General features: G+C 65.4%; 15 protein-coding genes. 4 read left to right on the plus strand and 11 right to left on the minus strand.

The genetic code is table 11. The annotated features are described in order from the left end of the window. The 3 genes from BN972_RS30400 to BN972_RS13440 form a co-directional block, all read right to left on the minus strand. The coding region (locus BN972_RS30400) for a flavin-containing monooxygenase (protein ID WP_036358606.1) at positions 1–609 on the minus strand (609 nt) is incomplete at its 3' end. After that, the gene (locus tag BN972_RS13435) at positions 606–1,526 is read right to left on the minus strand and encodes a ferritin family protein (protein WP_036358608.1); all 921 of its coding nucleotides are present in this window, start codon (positions 1,524–1,526) and stop codon (positions 606–608) included. The genes BN972_RS30400 and BN972_RS13435, both read right to left, overlap by 4 nt. 38 nt (positions 1,527–1,564) lie before the next feature. Next, positions 1,565–2,422: an SDR family NAD(P)-dependent oxidoreductase gene (locus BN972_RS13440; RefSeq protein ID WP_036358611.1), complete on the minus strand. Its 858-nt coding sequence runs from the start codon at positions 2,420–2,422 to the stop codon at positions 1,565–1,567. Between the two features lie 333 nt (positions 2,423–2,755). Between BN972_RS13440 and BN972_RS13445 the strand changes: the two genes are divergently transcribed. Next, on the plus strand, positions 2,756–3,652 hold the full coding sequence (locus BN972_RS13445) for a serine/threonine-protein kinase (RefSeq protein WP_158086314.1): 897 nt from the start codon (positions 2,756–2,758) through the stop codon (positions 3,650–3,652). 300 nt (positions 3,653–3,952) lie between these two features. Here BN972_RS13445 and BN972_RS13455 read toward each other — a convergent pair whose 3' ends face one another. From BN972_RS13455 to BN972_RS13470, 4 genes are all read right to left on the minus strand, one after another. After that, a complete protein-coding gene (locus BN972_RS13455) occupies positions 3,953–6,796 on the minus strand; it encodes an MMPL/RND family transporter (RefSeq protein ID WP_036358616.1) in 2,844 nt (947 codons plus the stop codon). After that, a complete protein-coding gene (locus BN972_RS13460) occupies positions 6,793–7,236 on the minus strand; it encodes an MmpS family transport accessory protein (RefSeq protein WP_099051084.1) in 444 nt (147 codons plus the stop codon). Before BN972_RS13460 ends, BN972_RS13455 begins: the two co-directional genes overlap by 4 nt. 4 nt (positions 7,237–7,240) lie before the next feature. After that, on the minus strand, positions 7,241–7,672 hold the full coding sequence (locus BN972_RS13465; RefSeq protein ID WP_036358622.1) for a hypothetical protein: 432 nt from the start codon (positions 7,670–7,672) through the stop codon (positions 7,241–7,243). Between the two features lie 157 nt (positions 7,673–7,829). Continuing rightward, complete coding sequence (locus tag BN972_RS13470) at positions 7,830–9,458, minus strand: (2,3-dihydroxybenzoyl)adenylate synthase (protein ID WP_036358625.1); 1,629 nt, start codon at positions 9,456–9,458, stop codon at positions 7,830–7,832. A 188-nt stretch (positions 9,459–9,646) separates the two neighbouring features. On the opposite strand from BN972_RS13470, the gene mbtG reads away from it, so the two are divergent. Next, positions 9,647–10,933: an NADPH-dependent L-lysine N(6)-monooxygenase MbtG gene (gene mbtG, locus BN972_RS13475; protein ID WP_036358628.1), complete on the plus strand. Its 1,287-nt coding sequence runs from the start codon at positions 9,647–9,649 to the stop codon at positions 10,931–10,933. Then, the gene (locus tag BN972_RS13480; RefSeq protein WP_036358631.1) at positions 10,914–11,129 is read left to right on the plus strand and encodes an MbtH family protein; all 216 of its coding nucleotides are present in this window, start codon (positions 10,914–10,916) and stop codon (positions 11,127–11,129) included. Before mbtG ends, BN972_RS13480 begins: the two co-directional genes overlap by 20 nt. Positions 11,130–11,143: 14 nt before the next feature. Here the strand turns inward: BN972_RS13480 and nbtC are convergent, their stop codons facing one another. From nbtC to BN972_RS13500, 4 genes are all read right to left on the minus strand, one after another. Then, a complete protein-coding gene (gene nbtC, locus BN972_RS13485; RefSeq protein ID WP_036358634.1) occupies positions 11,144–14,227 on the minus strand; it encodes a nocobactin polyketide synthase NbtC in 3,084 nt (1,027 codons plus the stop codon). An 18-nt stretch (positions 14,228–14,245) separates the two neighbouring features. After that, positions 14,246–15,532, minus strand: coding sequence for a beta-ketoacyl [acyl carrier protein] synthase domain-containing protein (locus BN972_RS13490; RefSeq protein WP_167659576.1), 1,287 nt, complete (start codon positions 15,530–15,532; stop codon positions 14,246–14,248). Beyond that, positions 15,529–16,296 (minus strand): thioesterase II family protein, encoded by a 768-nt coding sequence (locus BN972_RS13495; RefSeq protein ID WP_036358637.1) that lies wholly within the window; start codon positions 16,294–16,296, stop codon positions 15,529–15,531. Before BN972_RS13495 ends, BN972_RS13490 begins: the two co-directional genes overlap by 4 nt. A gap of 121 nt (positions 16,297–16,417) precedes the next feature. Then, positions 16,418–17,002 carry a GNAT family N-acetyltransferase gene (locus BN972_RS13500; protein ID WP_235192445.1) on the minus strand — a complete coding sequence of 195 codons (585 nt, stop codon included), beginning with the start codon at positions 17,000–17,002 and terminating at the stop codon, positions 16,418–16,420. A gap of 264 nt (positions 17,003–17,266) precedes the next feature. Between BN972_RS13500 and BN972_RS13505 the strand changes: the two genes are divergently transcribed. After that, the gene (locus tag BN972_RS13505) at positions 17,267–18,226 is read left to right on the plus strand and encodes a methionyl-tRNA formyltransferase (protein WP_036358640.1); all 960 of its coding nucleotides are present in this window, start codon (positions 17,267–17,269) and stop codon (positions 18,224–18,226) included. Positions 18,227–18,235 lie beyond the last annotated feature (9 nt).

Consider the following 18,235-nt stretch of genomic DNA (forward strand, 5'->3'; position numbering starts at 1 on the left):
GAACACCTTGACGAATCCGGCCTGCTTCACCAGTTCCGGGATGATTTGGATTGCGCTGGCGCCGGTGCCGATGACCGCGACCCGCTTGCCGGTGAAGTCGTAATCGGAATCCCAACGCGCGCTGTGAATCTTGTGGCCACGGTAGCTGTCCAGCCCGCGGATGTCGGGCAGGCTGGCGTCGGAAAGGGGTCCGGCGGCCAAAATAACGGTGCGGGCACGAAAGCGGTTGTGATCGCTGGTCTGCACGGTCCAGACGCCCGTGTCCTCGTCGAAGGTCAGGCCGGTGACTTGGCGGCCGAACCGGATCTGGCGACGGATATCGAATCTCGTTGCCATCTCTTCGATGTGCTGGCAGATCTCCGGCGCGGGGGAGTAGGTCCGTGACCAACGTGGGTTCTTGACGAACGAGAACGAGTAGAGCAGAGACGGGATGTCACAGCTGGCGCCCGGGTACCGGGTGTCTCGCCACGTGCCACCCACCCGGTCGCCGCGCTCCAGGACGAGGACGTCGGTGACGCCGGCCTCGGCCAGTCGGATGGCCGCACCGAGTCCGGTGAAGCCGGCTCCAACGATGAGCGTGGCGTAGGTGTGCTCCTCGCTCATGGTCATGCCGCCGGTTCGTGGGTGAGTTCCCGGAACCAGGTTGGCACCGGCTTGAGCAGTGGGCGGGGATAACGCTCGGACAGCCAGACCATGGAATTGGCCAGCAGGTGGTAGGGGTGGCGCGGATTGACCACCATTGCGGCGTGCCGCTTGAGGACGCGGTAGGCGGGCACCCGCGCGGTCCGCTCGCCGCGCTCTCCGAGTTGCTTGAATCGCTTGACCGCGTTGTAGAGCCGCTCGGCGTCCATGCCCATGCCGGCCATCTCGTTGCGGATGCGGTTCAGCAGCGGCACATACATCAATGCGCCGATGATCAGGCCCGGCGTCGCGACGGTGCCCACGAATTCGATGGCCAGCCGGCGCGCGGTGGCGTTTCCGATCATGTCGAGGACCGCGAAATCGACTGCTATGTGCCTGGATTCGTCGTTGTTGATCTTCTCGAAGACCTCATGACAAACGGGGTCCGTCACGGAGTCCAGCAGGAACTTCAGCAGGGCCCCGTCCAGGGCCACCTCCAGCATCGGGATGACCGTGCCCAACACCGACAGTGGCATGTCGTCTGCGTAGGTGTCGAGCCAGTCGATGGCCAACCGGATGTTGACGTTGGGCTCCGGCAATTCCCCGTCGTCGAGCATGCCCCACCGCTTCATCAGGGCCAGCTCGGCGTTGGCGTGGCGTTGCTCTTCGGCGTGGAAGTACCGGTAGATCTCCGCGATCGTCGGATTGGGTGCCTTTTTGGCCAGGGCCGCGAAACCGCGGGCGCCGATGTTCTCGATCCAGCAGAGGTCGGCCATGAAGGCTTTGAGCTTCGGCCGGAATTCCGCCCGGATGGTGTCGGCGCCCGGGGCTTCCCAGTCGATATCGGCCAGCGCCCACTGGCGGTCTTTGATCTTGGTAAGCATGGCTTCCATCTCGATGGCCACCAAGCGCTCCTTTCCAATCTTTTGAAACGGCCCGGAGATTAGGTATTTCCCACCCGGGATGCGAGGCCGACTGCGCGGGTGAAGGTGCCCGGCGCCAAACGCTTGATGTTCCAACCGATCTTGGCTTCAAGCTGCGGCATGCAATACAACTCGCCCCGATCATGGGCGTCCAGGCAGGTGCGTGCGACCTTGTCCGCCGAACGTCCGATCCAGCGCATGAACCGCTCGCCCATCTCACCGTATTCGGTACTGATGTGACCGGCCTCGACGATGTTGGTCCTGACAAAGGTTGGGCACAAAGCGGTGACCTCGACTCTGCTGCCGGACAATTCGGCGGCGAGTGTCTCGGAGAGCGACAAGACGCCGGCCTTGCTGACGTTGTAGGCGCCCATCCCGGGGGCCGCGCCGTAGGCCGCTGCCGATGCGACATTGATGATGCCTCTCGGCGCGGGCAGGCGCGGGGCATCGCGCAGGATGGGGGCGAACACATGGCAGCCGTGAATGGCTCCCCACAGGTTCACGTTGAGGATCCACGCCCAATCGTCGATTGGCGTCTCGCCGATTGCGGCACCGGCCACCGCCACGCCGGCGTTGTTGACCACCAGTGTGGGCGGTGCGCCGAACCAGGCCTGGGCCTGTTCGGCCAGGGCAACGACATCGTCGAAGCGGGAGACGTCGCAGTGGATTACCCTGGCGTCGGCACCGTTCTTGATGATCGCCTCGGCGGTCTCCCCGGCCTTCGCATCGTCGATGTCACTGCACACGACCGCGCCGCCGCGGCGGGCCAGTTCGACGGCGAAGGCGGCACCGATTCCGCTGGCGGCGCCGGTGACGACTGCCAGGGCATCGTGGCTCGTCGCCGACCGGCTGAACACTCTGCCCAAGGGCCCGAACACTTCTCACCCCGCCGTTCCGGTGGCGGGCCCGGTGGTCGGCTGCCGTCGCACCGAACTTGCCACCCGAACGCCGTCGTTCATCAATGCAGTCAATATCAAATGGTGACATTAGTCAATGGCAAGGTTGATCCGGTCATGGTGGCGCCGCGATTTCCCCACCGGTAGCGTTCATGCGGTGAAAGCGGCGTAGTGACTGCGCAGCCGTGCTGCGCAGTGTGCGGTTGTCAGGGCAACCGTGGCCGTCGCCTGCAGCCGGTCCGGTTCGCCGATCAAGACCCAGCGTCTGCAAAGAGCGGCGATCTGTCGTTCTGCCTCGCCGATTATGAAAGTGCGTTGCAGCTGCGCGAACTCACGCGGGCCGACGCGATCGCCCGGTTGAGAGACGAGTTTCGTTTGGGTGGTGACGCGTCCTGCCGGGTGGGATCACGATTCGGCCCGTTTCGCTTGCTGCGACTGCTGGGGCGCGGACAACTCGCCCGGGTGTATGAAGCCGAGCGCCCGACCCCGGGCGGGATAGTTGCCGTGAAGGTCGTCCTGCCTTGGCATTGCGCGGATCGGTCGTTTCGGCAACGGCTGTCGCGCAACCTCCCGCCCGCCGCGCGGGTCCACCTGGCAGAACCGCACCTGGTGCCGATCTATGAATGGGGCGAGATCGACGGACGCTCCTGCATCGTCATGCCGGTGATCGACGGCATCGATCTCGAGCGGGTGCTTGTCCGCCACCCGCGATTGTCGCCGGCGCGGGCGGTCGGGTTGGTAAGCCAGGTTGCCACGGCGCTCGACGCGTTGCACCTACAGGACTGGATGCATCGCAATGTCCACCCAGGCAATATCTTGGTCGGTCGGGACCGCATAGTTCTATTGGCCGGGTTCCGTTATCTCGCGAACGAGCCCCTGGTCGACGCGCATCCGCTGCAACACGCGTACGCGGCCCCCGAGACGCTCACCGGTGACGCGACGACGTTTCGGTCCGACATCTACGCGCTGACTTGTGTCTTTTACGAGTGCCTGACGGGGCATCCGCCATATCCGTGTGACAGCCTGGCAGTGGTCCACGGCGGCCACCTGCAGCAGCCGGTCCCGCGGCCGGGCGCAGATATCCCGGCTCTCAGCAGCTTTGACGGGGTCGTCGCGCGGGGGATGGCCAAAGAGCCCAAGCGGCGCTTCGCCACCGCCGGTGCCCTCGCGCTCGCCGCGCGGGAGGCTTTGGTGATGGCCGGTCGAGCGTAAAAAGCGATATTTCAACGGTTTTGGGCGTCGAACAGCTCAGGCTCGCTGCGAGCGATGTGGCGGGCGAGTTTCCAAGTGCTGTACAGCAAATCCAGCAAGGTCTCCACCTGATCGGGCATTGGCGGGCCGCCGGCGTCCGGCCATCGTCTGTCGGTTGTGAACCGGGCGCGCGAGTATGCGGTCGGCAGGCGCCACTCGCCGCGTCGGAGGTAGCCATCGTCGTCCCTGAAGCGCGTGTCCATCACCCAGATGAATTGGCCGTGATTCCGGCGACATAATTATCGCCGAAAGCCCGAGCCGTCAACTGGATACGACGGCCGGCGGAGCCGACGGCCGCTGCCGGAGCGGACGGGGGCGCACGAATGTCGGCCACCAGAACCACGGCCCCAGGATCCGCAGGATGCACGGCACGACGAACGAGCGCACGATCAGCGTGTCGAGCAGCAGGCCGATACACACCGTGGAACCGACCTGGCCGATCGTGCGCAGATCGCTGGTCAGCATGGCCAGCATGGTGAAAGCGAACACCAGACCGGCGGAAGTCACCACGCCACCGGTGCTGCCGAGCGCACGGATCAGACCGGTGTTGATCCCGGCGTGGATCTCCTCCTTCACCCGGGCGATCAACAGCAGGTTGTAGTCCGAACCCACCGCGACCAGGATGATAAACGTCAGCGGCAGCACCAACCAGTGCAGGTGCAAGCCAATGAGGTGCTGCCATACCAGCACCGACAGGCCGAACGCCCCCGCGTAGGAGAATGCGACCGTGCCCGGAATCACCAACGCGGCCACCAGACTTCGCGTTAGGAACATCATGATCAGGAAGATAAGCACGAAGGCCGCGATCGCCGCGATCAGCAGATCGGACATTGCGTACTCCTTGATATCTCGGTCGTTCGATCCCGAGCCGCCGATATAGACCCTCGCGCCGACCAACGACGTTTCCTTGAGCACCGTGGTGATCGCGTCGGGGAATGCCTCGACATGTTCCACGCCCTCGGGTCCCATGGCGTCGCCTTCGTGCGTGACGATAAAGCGTGCCGCCTTACCGTCCGGCGACATCATCAGTGTGATACCGACTTTGACGTCTTCGTTCTCAAAACCCTCTCTGGGGATGTAGAAGAAGTCGTCGCTGCGGGACCGGTCGAAATCGAGGCCGACGTTGATCATGTCGTCGAAGGTCTGGTCGGTCTGGATGGACTGCAGATCGGCGGATCCGTAGGTGTTGACCAGCAGCGCCTGCAGCGCCATGGTGTCGTCCCGCATGATCTTCATCTGCGTAATCATCTGCGGCAGCAGGCGGTCGATCACCTCGAGCGAACCGACTGCGTCCTTGATGTCCTCGGCCATCTTGTCGATGCCGTCGAGCGCGTCGAACAGCGACCTGAACGCCCAGCACACCGGGATGTCGAAACAGTGTTTCTCCCAATAGAAGTAACTGCGGATCGGGCGGAAGAAGTCGTCGAGATTGGACAGCTCCTCGTCCAGCTCCATGGTGACCCGCTGCATGTCCTCCATGGTGAGCACTGTCTGGTGCATCTCGTCGGACATGTGCTGGAACAGCCCGATCAATCGGTCCAGCACCTCGACGGTGTTCGCCTGAATCTTCGCCTGCTGATCGGTGTTAGCATTCTGCTCCCGGTTGAACGGAAGCTGCTGCCCGTTGCCGCTTCCCTGAGTGGTGAACAGATAGGGCAGCGTGGCGTGTTCCAGCGCTCGACCCAGCGGCCGGGTGATGCTCTGCACCATCGCCACACCGTGTAGCCGGATGAGCGCCTTGGCCACCCGGTCCAGCGAGATGAAATCGGCGGAGTTGCGCATGTCATGGTCCGTCTCGACCATCAACATCTCGGAGAACAGTTTGCTCTTGGGGAAGTGGCGGTCCGCCGCGGCGAAGCCCACGTTGGCCGGAGCGTCGGCCGGCTGATATTGGCGGTCGTCGTAGTTCACCCGATACGTCGGCACGAACACCGCGCCGAACAGGACGACCGCAGCACTTGCTGCCAGGATCGGCACCGGCCACCGCACCACACTCGCACCGATGCGCCGGTAAAGATGCGCCTTGGCCTGTTGTTTCGGATCGAAAAGCCCGAACAGGCTGCCTACGGTGAGCAGCGCCGGACCGAGCGTCAGCGCCGCGGCGATGGTGAACAGCATGGTGATGGCGACCGCCGGCCCCATGGTGTGGAAGTAGTTGAGCCGCGCCAACGTCAGGCAGTAACACGCTCCCGCGATGGTCAGGCCCGAGCCGATGATGATCGGCGCCACACCGCGATACGCCGTATAGAAGGCGTCCTCCCGGCTCTCGCCGGCCAGGCGCGCCTCGTGGTATCGACCCATCAGGAAGATGCCGTAGTCCGTTCCGGCGCCCAGGGTCAGCGCGATCACGATGTTCACCGCGAAAGAGGACAGCTCGATATAGCCCAGGTGGCCGAGGGTGGCGACGATTCCCTTGGCGACGAGCATCTCGATCAGGACTCCGGCCAACGGCACCAGCAGCGTGCTGAAAGATCGATAGACCAGCAGCAGCATCGCGATGATCAAGAAGATCGTCACGATGGTGACGTTGTTCAAGCTCGCGTTGGCGATCGACAGGGTGTCGGATGCGAGCGGCGCCGCGCCGCTGACATAGACCTTCAGCCCGGGCGGGGGCGTGTCCTTCTTGACGATGTCCCGAACGGCTTGCACCGACTCATTCGCCTGGATCTGACCGATATCGCCGGCAAGGCGCAGCAGCACGTAAGTGGCTTTGCCATCGACACTTTGCGCCCCTGCCGAGGTGATTGGCTTGCCCCACAGGTCCATCACGTACTGGACGTGCTTGGGGTCTCGCTTCAACCGGCGCATCAGGTCGTCGTAGTACCGGTGGTCCTGATCGCCCAGCGGCCGGTCGGCTTCGAACACCACCATGGTCAGGCTGGTCGAGTTCGACTCGCGAAACTTCTCCCCAATGTGCAGCATGGACCGCTGCGAGGGTGCGTAGTGCGGGATCATGGGGCCCGCGAGTTCCTCTGCGACCCTTTCCACTTGGGGCATGAAGGTGTTCGTCGTCACGGCGATCAGGGCCCAGAAGACGATGATCGGTATCGCCAGGGCGCGTACGCCCCTGGCGATGAAGGGTCGTTTCGCCCGATGCTCGCTCATGCGGACTTCACCCGGCAGATGACATCGGCGTTCTCATGCGTGGTGGACTGCTCATCGCGGACCACACCGTTGACCAATATCCGGCAACCGATCTGGCCGCCCCGGCTGTGTGCCGAGACGCTGCCGGACACCACGGTGAGCGTGGTGGTTTCGGTGTGTGTCCACGGCAGGGTCGCGAAGTCGAATTGGTGTGGGTGTCCGTCGATATCGACGTACACCAGTTTTCCGCCGTCGCCGGAAGATCCGAACAACTCGTAGGTGAGCCGCTTGGGTGTGGTCTGTTCGGGCGCCTGCGGTCCGTTGACGGTGATGACCGGGGCGGGCTCGGAGAACTCATGCACCTTGTAGACGCACAACCCGCCGACTCCGATCGCTATAACGGCGACCAACGGCATCCACCCTCGGGACAGGGCGGTTCGTCCTACGGAGCGACGACTCATCGGATCACCTCCCGGCCTTTTTGAGGCGCCGTTTCAGCCTGGCGCTGCCCAGCATCCGAAGGGCCAGGTTGGTCGAGGTCAGCATCGGGATCACGCCCAGAAATGTCCGCTCCGAGGGCGTCGCGCCGTGCAGGTGCTCCAGGCTGCCGAACACAAAGAAGCAGCCCAGCAGGAACACCATGCCGGGGATGGAAAGCGCGAGCAACGATCCGCGGTTGGTGATGACCCGCGTTGCGTACTCCCACTCGTCTTGCGACATGGGTTCGCGGTGGCGAAATTTCTGCACCACCACTCGCGCGCTGCCCGGTTCTTCGCTGACCGCAGTAGTCGGTTGCTTACTGAGCCGCCTGACATAGACGGCGGCAAAGGACGCCGCTATCAGCATCAGCACCAGCGAAACGACGGTCAGGAAACCGTATAACCCCGAACCTGTCATTGCCCCAGTTCTTCCCCTGCGCCGTTGAATTTAGAGAACACTACCGTCTGCTATTACGACATCTCAAGTGGTACCGGGCAACGTGTTACCGGCGGTCGCTCGGATAGGGCAGTGCGGCAGGCGCGAAGGGGGCGCAGGTTGCTGCGGCGGTGGCGGTCTACCGCGCGGTGAGCTGCGCGACGATCGCCTTCTTGTCGACCTTCCCGATCGGCGTCATCGGTAACGTCGGCAGTGCGACCAGCTGGTCGAGCCGGGCATGGGTGGCGACGCCACGCCCGTCGAGATGGGCGTTCAGCTCCGCCAGGGTGACCGGCTGACCACCGAAAACTACTGCGGCACAGATTTTTTCACCCAGATCAGGATCGGGCAGTGGCACCGCCGCCACCGACCAGATCGCCGGATGGGTCAGCAGCTGCTCCTCGATGTCCTGGGCGCCGATCGTTTCACCGCATCGGCAGATCACATCCTTGACGCGCCCGGTGACCACCAGGTACCCGTCCTCGCGCAGCCGCACCAGGTCGCCACTGCGGTAGAAGCCCTCGGCATCAAAACTGCGCTGGTTGTCGCGCGCGGCGCGGAAGTAGCCGTTGAGGGTGTAGGGTCCCCGCACCAGCAGTTCGCCCTCACCGCCGGGCGCCACGAGCGCGCCGTCCGCATCGACCACCCGCACTTCGTCGCCCGGGCTCATCGGTCGGCCCTGGGTGTGGTCGAGCAGGTCCGGCGGATCGTCGAGTCGGGTGAAATTGAGCAGCCCCTCCGCCATGCCGAACACCTGTTGCAGTCCCGGGGTCAAGGCTTCCCGCACCGCACGGGCATCTTCGGGTTCCAGCTTTGACCCGCCAACCTGCAACAGCCGCAACGACTTCGGTGTCACAGGCTCCCAATCGCAGGCCTGCGCCCACAATTTCGCCAATGCCGGCACCAACGCGGTGACCGTAACGCCGGTGCGCTCGATCGTGGCGAATGCCGACTCCGGGCTTGGGTCGTCGGTGAACACGACGGTGGCGCCAACACTGAGGGCCCCGAACAGGCCCGGGCACGCCAGCGGAAAGTTGTGTGCCGCCGGCAACACCACCAGGTACACGTCGGAGCTGGTCAACTCGCACAGTTGCGCGCTGGCGGTGGCGTTGTAGACGTAGTCGTCGTGCGTGCGCGGTATCAGCTTGGGCAGGCCGGTGGTGCCGCCGGAGACCAACAGCAGCGCGGGGGCAGACGGGTCGACCACCACTTCGGGTGCGGTACCGCCGGGCAGATCCGGCCAGGCCAGGAAGGGGCCGGGGTCGCCGTCGACGACGACGTGCCGCAGCGGCGGATGCGCGGTCGCGAGTTGCTCGGCCATCGGACGGTAGTCGAAACCGGCCGCGGTGTCGGCGACGACCAGCGCCACCGCCTCACTGACCTTGGCGAAGTGGGTCAGCTCCGCCAGCCGGTGCCCCGGCAGGCACATGACGGGGACCGCACCGGCTCGTAGCAAACCGAACAGCGCGACGGCGAAGCGGCAGGAGTTCGGCAATTGCAGCAGCACGCGATCGCCCGGCGCGATCGGCAGGGCGGCGAACCCCGCCGCGGCTTGGTCGGCGAGCTGGTCGAGGTCGGCATAGCTAAGGACGGCGTGGGCATCGCGCACGGCGGGCCGGGCGGGCCAGTGCGCGGCCGCATCCCGCAGGATCGAGTCCAAAGGGCGCCCGGTCCAGTAGCCCGCCGCGCGGTATGCCGCGGCCCGATCTGCGGGAAATGGCACGAACCCAGTCGGCGACGCCCCCGACGGGCCAGAGGTAACAGGCACTCGATAGCTCCCTCGGGGCGAGCGTGTGTGCCCCGCGAATATAGGGTAGCGTACAGAAAAGTTAGGGCAGCCTGAGCTAAGCAGACGGAGGTGGGGGACGTGGGCGACGCATCATTCGCCGGCTTGCTGGCGAACCGGGCGCGTCCGTGCCGCGTACCGAATGGCCCCTGGTGGGCGGGTGCGGCCCTATGAGTGAAACCCTCGCCATTATCGGTGCCGGCGCAAAGGCGGTAGCAGTGGCCGCGAAGGCCGCGGTCCTGCAGGAGATGGGTGTCGATACGCCCGAGGTGCTGGCTATTGAACGGTCGTCGGTGGCGGCGAACTGGATCGCCGGCGGCGGCTGGACGGACGGCCGGCAGCGGCTCGGCACCAGCCCCGAGAAAGACATCGGCTTCCCGTACCGGTCGGCGCTGGTGCCGGGTCGCAACGCCGAGATTGACGAACGGATGATGCGCTGGAGCTGGCAGGCGTACCTGGTCGCCACGGACCAGTTCGTCGGCTGGGTCGACCGGGGCAGGCCGGCGCCCACACATGACACCTGGGCTCGGTATCTGCGCTGGGTCGCCGACATGGTGGGGCTGAAAGTGGTTCGCGGCGAACTGATTCAGATGTCGGTGAGCGGCTCGCGCTGGAACCTGCATACCCGCGATACCCGGCTGTCCGCGGACACGGTGATGATCACTGGGCCAGGCCAGCCGCAGCGCTCAATCCTGTCCGGTGACCCGCGCATGCTGTCGATAGCCCAGTTCTGGGAGCGCACGTCGTCCCATGATCGAATCGTCGCCGAGAAGGTGGCGGTGATCGGCGGCGGCGAGACGGCCGCCTCGATGCTCAACGAGCTGTTCCACCACCGGGTTTCGACGATCACGGCGATCTCGCCGCAAGCTACCTTGTTCACCCGCGGCGAGGGGTTCTTCGAGAATTCGCTGTTCTCCGATCCCACCCACTGGCGGACGTTGACGCTGGCCGAACGGCGTGACTGCATCGCCCGCACCGACCGAGGGGTCTTCTCCGCACGGGTGCAGGAATTGCTTCTCGCCGACGAGCGGATCAAACACCTGCGCGGCCGCGTCGCGCACGTCGCCGATCGTCATGAGCGAATCTGGATCACCTTGCAAACCGACCAGTGCGGCGAACGACTGGAAAGTGTGCACGATTTCGACCTGGTAATCGATGGCTCGGGGGCTGACCCGTTGTGGTTCCTGCCGCTGCTGAGCCAGGATGCGGTGGACCTGCTGGAGCTGGGCTTGGGCGGGCCGCTGACGGGCGAACGGCTCGAGGAGTCAATCGGCCAGGACTTGGCCGTCGAAGGGGTCACCCCGAAATTGATGCTGCCCAACCTGTCCGGGCTCAACGAGGGGCCGGGCTTCCCAAATCTGAGTTGCCTGGGCTTGCTGTCCGATCGGGTTCTGGGCGGCGAGGCTGCCATTCACGCCGGGCCGCGCGGGAGAAGCGGTGAGTATCAATCCGTTTGACGACGACAGCCGGACGTTTTTCGTTTTGGTCAACGAGGAAGATCAACACAGCCTGTGGCCGGCGTCCGTCGTGGTGCCGGTGGGCTGGCGGACGGTGTTCGGCGCGGACACCCGAGCGAATTGCCTGAGTTACATCGAGCGGCATTGGGCCGACCTGCGACCCAGAAGTTTGCGAGAGGCGACGAACGCCGGCTGAGGAACGCTGAAAAACTACGCGTTCAGTTTGGCCAGCACGTCCGCGATCGATGCCCCGCCTAACAGGTCGGCGACCTCGAGATCGTGATTGAACTCCTGCTTGACCCGGCGGCGGAACTCCAATGCTTGCAGCGAGTCCAGCCCGATCGCGACCATGGGCACGCTGGTGTCGATCGTCTCGGCGCTGTCGAGTCCGATGGCTTGGGCAAGTAGATTGACGAACCGCTGCGACCGGCCGGTCTCGGCGGCGGGACGCTGGACTTCGGGGTCTGTGGCGGGTGGCGGCGCCGAGTCCAGCTGGGCCAACAGGGAATGACGACCGCAGGTCTGCAGCACCGATCGGGCCCGCTCCAGGTCGAAGGCCGCGACGATCACATTCTCGCCGAACCGCGCCATGCCGGCTGCGAGCGCGTCCGTGGGACGCATCGGCACGACCCCGAGGCCGGCCAGCATCGCCGCACCGGACCGGTCCAGATGCACGTCCCAATGTCCCCACTGCACGGAAATGCAATCGGCACCGGCGGATCTGTGCTGGTGTGCCAACGCGTCGAGCATTCGGTTGCCGGCCGCGTAGAGCGCCAGCCCACGACCTCCGACGGTCGCAGACACCGACGAGCACAGCAAAACCCGGCTGTTGGATGCTCGCGGATAACTGTCCAGCACTCCGGCGATGCCAATGACCTTGGCCCGCAACGCGGCATCGGCCAGGTCGGGGGTGATGTCTTCCAGCTCGACACCGTAATACTCGACAGCGGCATGGATTATCAGGTCTGCGGGCAGACCTTGCTGCGCCAGTTCTTCTATTGCGGAGGTCTCACTCAAATCGCGGGCGACGACCCGGATGTCAGCCGAGGTGGCCGAACGGATGCGCTGCAACCGATCTGCGATTGCGGCTGTCTCGCCCGACCGGTTGACCAGGGTGATCCGCTTCGCACCGCGGTGGGCGTAGTGCTCGCAGAACTCCAGTCCCAGTTTGCCGGTCCCGCCGAGGATCAGGATGTGCCCGGCAGCGGAGGTATCGGATTCGATTGCGGGGAGATCTGTTTCGATCACTCGCTTGGCGTACAGACCGCCTTCGCGTATCGCGAGCTCAGACTCCTCAGCGGTATGCAGCGCCGCCACGACGGCCGGTGCCGTCGCGCTCGATGATGCGCCGGGCGTCGCCGGCAGGTCGAGGTGCCGGAACCGGGTGCCCGGGTATTTCGCTCCGACACTGCGGAAGCCGGCGCTCGCCCCGGCATGCACCAGGTCCGGCGTGGCATCAGCGGCAATGACGGTCTCACCGGCCACGGTCACCAACCAGAAGTCGGTGACCCCCGCAGGCACGCCTGGCCACCAGGTGCGCTCGGAGAAAAAGGTCACCACCCGGGCCGCCGCTCCCGCGGTATCGAGGCGCGGCGATTGCGGCATGAGGACCGCGAGTGTGTCCAAACCGCCTGCCACTGCGGCGGTCTCGGCGTTGACCAGCTGTGCGGTGGCACCGGCATCAGCGGCCACAACACAGAGCGCGCCGGCCAGCTCGGCGCACTCGCCGGTGTAGTCGATGACACCGATCGTCCGCGGCGGCAACAGTGAGCGCCGGGATAACCGCACCCATTGTTCGTTCAGCAGGCGCGGCGCCGTGGGGGTGCTGTCGCTTTCGGAAACGGCTGGCTTGGCCGCCACGGCGACGTTGGATGTTCTTCCGGGAATACGTGAGATGCCCTGTTCGTAGGGCATCCACAGCTTGGCGTCGTTGAAGACGGTGTTGGGGAAGTCGACCAGCGGCAGCGGGGGAGGGCCGTCGAATTCGGTGCCGAGGCCTTGCCACGCGAAGCCCAGGTCATGCAACGCCAGTCGCATGAGATTGCGGGTGAACTCGTCGAGATCGCCGGCAGTGCGCAGCGAGGTGCCGACGACCAGGGGCTGCCTTTCCTCCTCGATGCTGCTGTCGGCTGCCAGGTTCTCTTGAATGGCCAATTGCAGGGTGGGATGTTCGGCCAGCTCGACGAAGGTGTCCACCCCAGCCGCCGTCGCGGTCGCGATCGCCTTGTCGAAGCGGACGGTGTTGCGCAGGTTCCAGAACCAGTACCGATCCACCGGCAGGTCTGAGGTGATGGTGGTGCCGAGAGTGGCGCCGACGCATTGGATGTCGGCGTCGAGAAACTTCGGATTCTCCAATTCGCGCTGGGTGGCGGCGCGCAGCTTGTTGTTGAGTTCGTTGATCACGCTGGTGTGCGCGGGGTAACGCACCCGGATGACTCGCGCGAAGATGCCGCGCTCGGTGCAGTTGTCGACGATGCCCTGCACCGCGTCCTGATCGCCCGAAATGCCGGTCAGGTTCGGCGAATTGACTACTGAGAGCTCCGCCCAGCCGCAAGCGCGGGCCAGCAGGTCCTCACACGTCTCCCGGTCGGCGGCGATGACGGCCATCGCGTAGGCGCCGGAGATGAACTCGTCGGCGGCGCCCGAGCGGATCGAGACGATCCGGACCGCGTCATCCAGGGTGATCAGTCCGGATAGATATGCCGCGGCGATTTCGCCCTGACTGTGTCCGATGGTGGACCGCGGCGCAACGCCGAACGACCGCCACATCGCGGCCAGGCCAGCCATCTGGGTGAACAGGGCCGGTTGGACGGTGCCGGCATCGTCGTCGGCGGTAACTCCTTCATCGAGAAGATATTTCAGCGGTGTCTGCCCAATGTACGTCTCGAAGGCCGCCGCGCACCGGTCGACTTCGGCGCGGAACGCCGGCACCGATTCATAGAACAGCCGGCCCATGCCCGGCCGCTGACTGCCCTGGCCCGGAAAGACGAACCCGACGCTACGGGTTGTGGCCGCTGCCTCCGAGCGGAGCACCAGGGAATGGTCGCGACCCTCGGCGATCGCCCGCAGCGCGCTCAGCAATGCGTCCCGCTCGGACACCATCGCCAGCGCGCGGTGTTTGCGGGCGATCCGGGTGCGGAACAGCATGTCCGCGATGGCCTGCGGCGATACATCGGAATGCGTTGTCGCGTAGGAAAGTAGGGCGGCGGCTTCACGTGGCAGCAGTTCGGCGGTATCGGCGCTCAGCAGGACGGGAGTCGAGCCGTTCGGGAGCCGGTAGCTAAGAGGCGTCACGTTCTCACTCTCGGAAATTCAAGCGCTGGCGGGCATGGCGACGATGGCATGCGCATTGGCGCCGCCGGCGCCGAACGAGGATGCGGCGCCGTATCGGACGCCGTCCTTGGGCTGCCACTCGTGCAGCTTGGTCGCCAGCCGGATGCCGACCAGGTCCCAGTCCAGCTTCTTGGTGGGGTTGTCGGAGAACAGGGTTGGCGGAATGTAGCCGTGCTGGCCGGCGAGGAGCACCTTGATCAGTCCGAGGATCCCGGCCGCAGCCTGGGCGTGTCCGGCGTTCGACTTGATCGAGCCGAGCAGCGCCTCGGATCCCGCCGCACCGTAGGTCTTGAACAGCGCGAGCAATTCGACCGGGTCGCCGGCAAGCGTCGCAGTGCCGTGACCTTCGATCATGCCGACGTCGGCGGGGTCGATACCGGCCGCATCCAGCGTCTTCTGCACGACCTGCTCCTGCGCGCGCACTCGGGGCACCAGGATCGGTTTGCCTTTGCCGTTGTGGTTGGTACGGACAGCCAGGATCCGGCCGTAGATTCGGTGTCCGAGTTGACGCGCCCGCGATTCCCGTTCCAGCACAACCATTCCCGCGCCCTCCCCCCACACCGTGCCGCTGACGTCGTCGGCGTAGGCCCGGCAGTGGCCGTCATCGGACAACGCGTGCAGTTTGGCGAACTCGAAGAACGCGGCCGGTGATCCCAGTACACAGACGGCACCGGCCAGCGCCCACTCGCACTCGTCCATGGCCACCGAGTTGGCCGCCAGTTGCAGGGCGGTCAACGAGGAACCGCAGGCAGAGTCGATGCACATCGAGGGGCCGGTGAGGCCCAGGCAGTGCGAGATCCGGCCGGCACCACCCAGCTGCCCCATCCCGACAGTCCGGTGGCCGGTGTATTCGTCGGCGACCGCGGTACGGGTTCCGTACTCGGTCATCGACATTCCGACGAAACAGCCGCCGAATTCGCCCTCCAGCGTCGCCGGATTGATCCCGGCGTTCTCCAGCGCTTTCCACGCCACCCGCATCGCGACGCGTTGTTGCGGGTGCATGACAACAGCTTCGCGATGGGTGATGCCGAAGAACGGCGGGTCGAACAACATCGCGCTTTCCATGAAACCGCCAGCGTCGCAAACCTTCCCCCAACCGTCGGTCTCGGACACCGCCAGCAGGTCCTCGACCGGCCAGCCGCGGTCGCGCGGGAACGGCGAGATCAGCTCGCGGGAGTCGCACAGCGCCTCCCACAGCGCAGCCGGGGTGTCCAGGCCGCCGGGGGCTTCGACGGCCAGTCCCGAGATGACGACGGGGTCAGTCACCGAGCCCGCTCGCGTTGCGCGCAGGCGGTCAACAACTCCGCCACATCGTCGAGATGATCGTTGAGGAAGAAGTGCCCGCCTACGAACATGGTGACTTCCACGCTGCCGGTGTGCTTGCCCCATCCGTAGAGATCTCCGAGCGTGACGATCGGGTCCTGATCGCCCCCGAGGGCATGGATGGGAGCCGAGACTTTGACGTCGTCGGTGCAGGAGTCAGTGGCGGAGTACGCGTCGCAGGCGCGGTAGTCGGCCTTGATGACGGGCAGCGCCAATCTCATGAGATCGCGGTTGCCGAAGACGGCGGAATTGGTGCCTTCCAATGCCGTCAGATGGTTCAGAATGTCCTCGTCCTCGGTCGGGTGGGACGGTTTGGTGATCGCGTTGGCGGGGGCCACCGCCCCGGAGACGGTGAGTTGGCGTACCTCCACCCCGCTGGCTTCGGCGAGCCGCACGAACTCGAAGGCGACCCACCCACCCATGCTGTGGCCGAACGTGACGACGGGGCCGCAATTGTGCTCGGATGTCGAGAATTCTTGAAACGCTCCGGCGGCGATCTCGGGAAGCGTGGCCAGCGGCGGCTCGGCCGCCCGGTCCTGGCGACCGGGGTACTGGAAGATCAGGACGTTGAAGTCTCGGCTCAGAATCTTGGAGAAGGCGCGGTAGGCGGAGGCGCCGGCGCCGGCGTGTGGGAAGACCAGCAGGGTAGGGCTCTCGGGAGAAGCCGGTTGGTGGAACTGCCTGATCCAGCCAAGCGTGCGCGGCATGCGCTCCCACCTCCCGTGAGCCCGTCGGGTTGGCCCGCACGGATCGCCCGCGAAGGCCGCACGGGCGTGAACTTAGCGAAGGCTAACATAACGCGGCCTGGGCGAGGTGGGGTGCTCGGACCTACAGCCAGTCGCGCTCGCGCACCACCAGGGCCGCGCGCTTGTTCGGCAGGTCAAGGTCGGCCACGCGCCGGAAGCCGGCCAGTTCGGCCACTCGGAGTAGGCGCACATTAGACGCATCGGGCTCGCCGATCACCCGCGTCGCCAACGGGTCCGCATCAAGCTGCCAGGCCGAAATCACCCGCAATAGGTCGACCGCCAGCCGCCGCCCACGGTATTGCGAAGGGCCGAGCAGCATGTGGATCCCGGCGTCGTGAGGCCGGGCTTGGTAATACTGCGACAGCGGGTCGAGGTCGGCGCGGTACAGCTCCCAATAGCTCATCGGCACGCCGTCAAGCTCACCCAGATAAGGACTGGAGTGATCGCTGCGCTGCTGCTGACGCAGGTAAGACTTGATTTTTGTCCGGGACCAGGGCTTGTTCCAATACTCGGCCACGACCGGGTCGTTCATCCAGAAATGCAGCAGATCCAGGTCGCGGTCCACGTCGAGGGAACGCAACGAGAAGGTGCCGCCGAACCCCTGGTGTTCGAGTGCAGTGCGCCGGCCCGCGAGGTCGGGCCTGTTCACCTGCACGGCGTCTTGCACCTGGGTATCTTCCCGCACGGCTGCCCGGCACGGACGGTTTCGTGGGGAACCTCGCAAAACTCAAATGTGCAGGCCACGCCCGGTAACCCGGCGTGGAGTCAATTGACACGGCCGCACGCGTCCATCAACTTAGCGAAGGCTAACATAATCTGCTGATGCGGATTGGGTGCCGGAGGGGACCGCAGCGGTGACGAATGAGATGGAGGGGTTCATGGAGGGGTCCGGGGAGGGGTCCATGGAGGGGTCCATGGAGGGAAGTGCCTGATGCGTGTCGTGTCGTTCGGATTTCAGACCTGGGGGCACAAGACCCTGCAGGCCCTCATCGATCTCGGGCACGAAGTCACGCTCGCGGTGACGCACCCGGCCAGCGAACACTCCTACAAGGCGATCTTCTCGGCGTCTGTCGAGGAGCTGGCGCGCGAGCACGGTATCCCGCTGCATCTGACCGACCGCGTCGACGCCGAAACCATAGACCTGGTCCGCCGCGCCGAACCCGATGTCATCGTGGTCAACAGCTGGTACACGTGGATGCCGGCCGAGCTGTACGACCTTCCGCCCCACGGCACCTTGAACCTGCACGATTCGTTGCTACCCAAGTTCACCGGATTCTCGCCGGTGCTCTGGGCGCTGATTTCCGGCGAGACCGAGTTCGGCCTGACCGTGCACCGGATGGACGACGGCCTGGACACCGGCGACATTCTGGTCCAGCGCGCGCTGCCGATCGGGCCGACCGATACCGGCACCGAGCTGGTGATGCGGGGCATGGATTTGATTCCTGGCGCGCTCGCCGAAGCGCTGAGTGCGCTCGAGTCCGGCGCCGCCGTCTGGCGTCCGCAAAACAAAGCCGAACGGACCTACTACCACAAGCGATCTGAGCGTGACAGCCGCATCGACTGGAACTGGCCGGCCGCCGACCTCGAACGGTTCGTGCGCGCGCTGTCGGACCCCTACCCCCGTCCCTTCGCGTTCTACCGCGGCGAGCGGATCGAGGTGCTCGAAGCCCGGGTCTCCGAGGCCCGATACGGTGGCACCCCGGGCCGGGTGATCGTGCAGGAAGGCGGCGGTGCCGTGGTGTCTGGGCCGGAACCGTTCCGCGGCCGAAACCACGCGCTGGTGGTCACGCTGGTGCGAACAGCCGACGGCGTCGAGCACAGCGGCGACAAGTTTTTCGCGCGCGGCGGCTATGTGACTTCGGAAAGCGATTCCTGGCCGCAGGCGGTATGAGAGAGGCAG

Origin of the sequence: Mycobacterium asiaticum DSM 44297 (genome assembly GCF_000613245.1) — a bacterium.
Lineage (GTDB): Bacteria > Actinomycetota > Actinomycetes > Mycobacteriales > Mycobacteriaceae > Mycobacterium > Mycobacterium asiaticum.

What these genes read in the sequence shown, in the direction of transcription:
- BN972_RS13455 (WP_036358616.1), bottom strand. Translation starts at nt 6,796, where the DNA reads ATGAGCGAGCATCGGGCGAAACGACCCTTCATCGCCAGGGGCGTACGC.
- BN972_RS13460 (WP_099051084.1), bottom strand. Translation starts at nt 7,236, where the DNA reads ATGAGTCGTCGCTCCGTAGGACGAACCGCCCTGTCCCGAGGGTGGATG.
- BN972_RS13465 (WP_036358622.1), bottom strand. Translation starts at nt 7,672, where the DNA reads ATGACAGGTTCGGGGTTATACGGTTTCCTGACCGTCGTTTCGCTGGTG.
- mbtG (WP_036358628.1), top strand. Translation starts at nt 9,647, where the DNA reads ATGAGTGAAACCCTCGCCATTATCGGTGCCGGCGCAAAGGCGGTAGCA.
- BN972_RS13495 (WP_036358637.1), bottom strand. Translation starts at nt 16,296, where the DNA reads ATGCCGCGCACGCTTGGCTGGATCAGGCAGTTCCACCAACCGGCTTCT.
- BN972_RS13505 (WP_036358640.1), top strand. Translation starts at nt 17,267, where the DNA reads ATGCGTGTCGTGTCGTTCGGATTTCAGACCTGGGGGCACAAGACCCTG.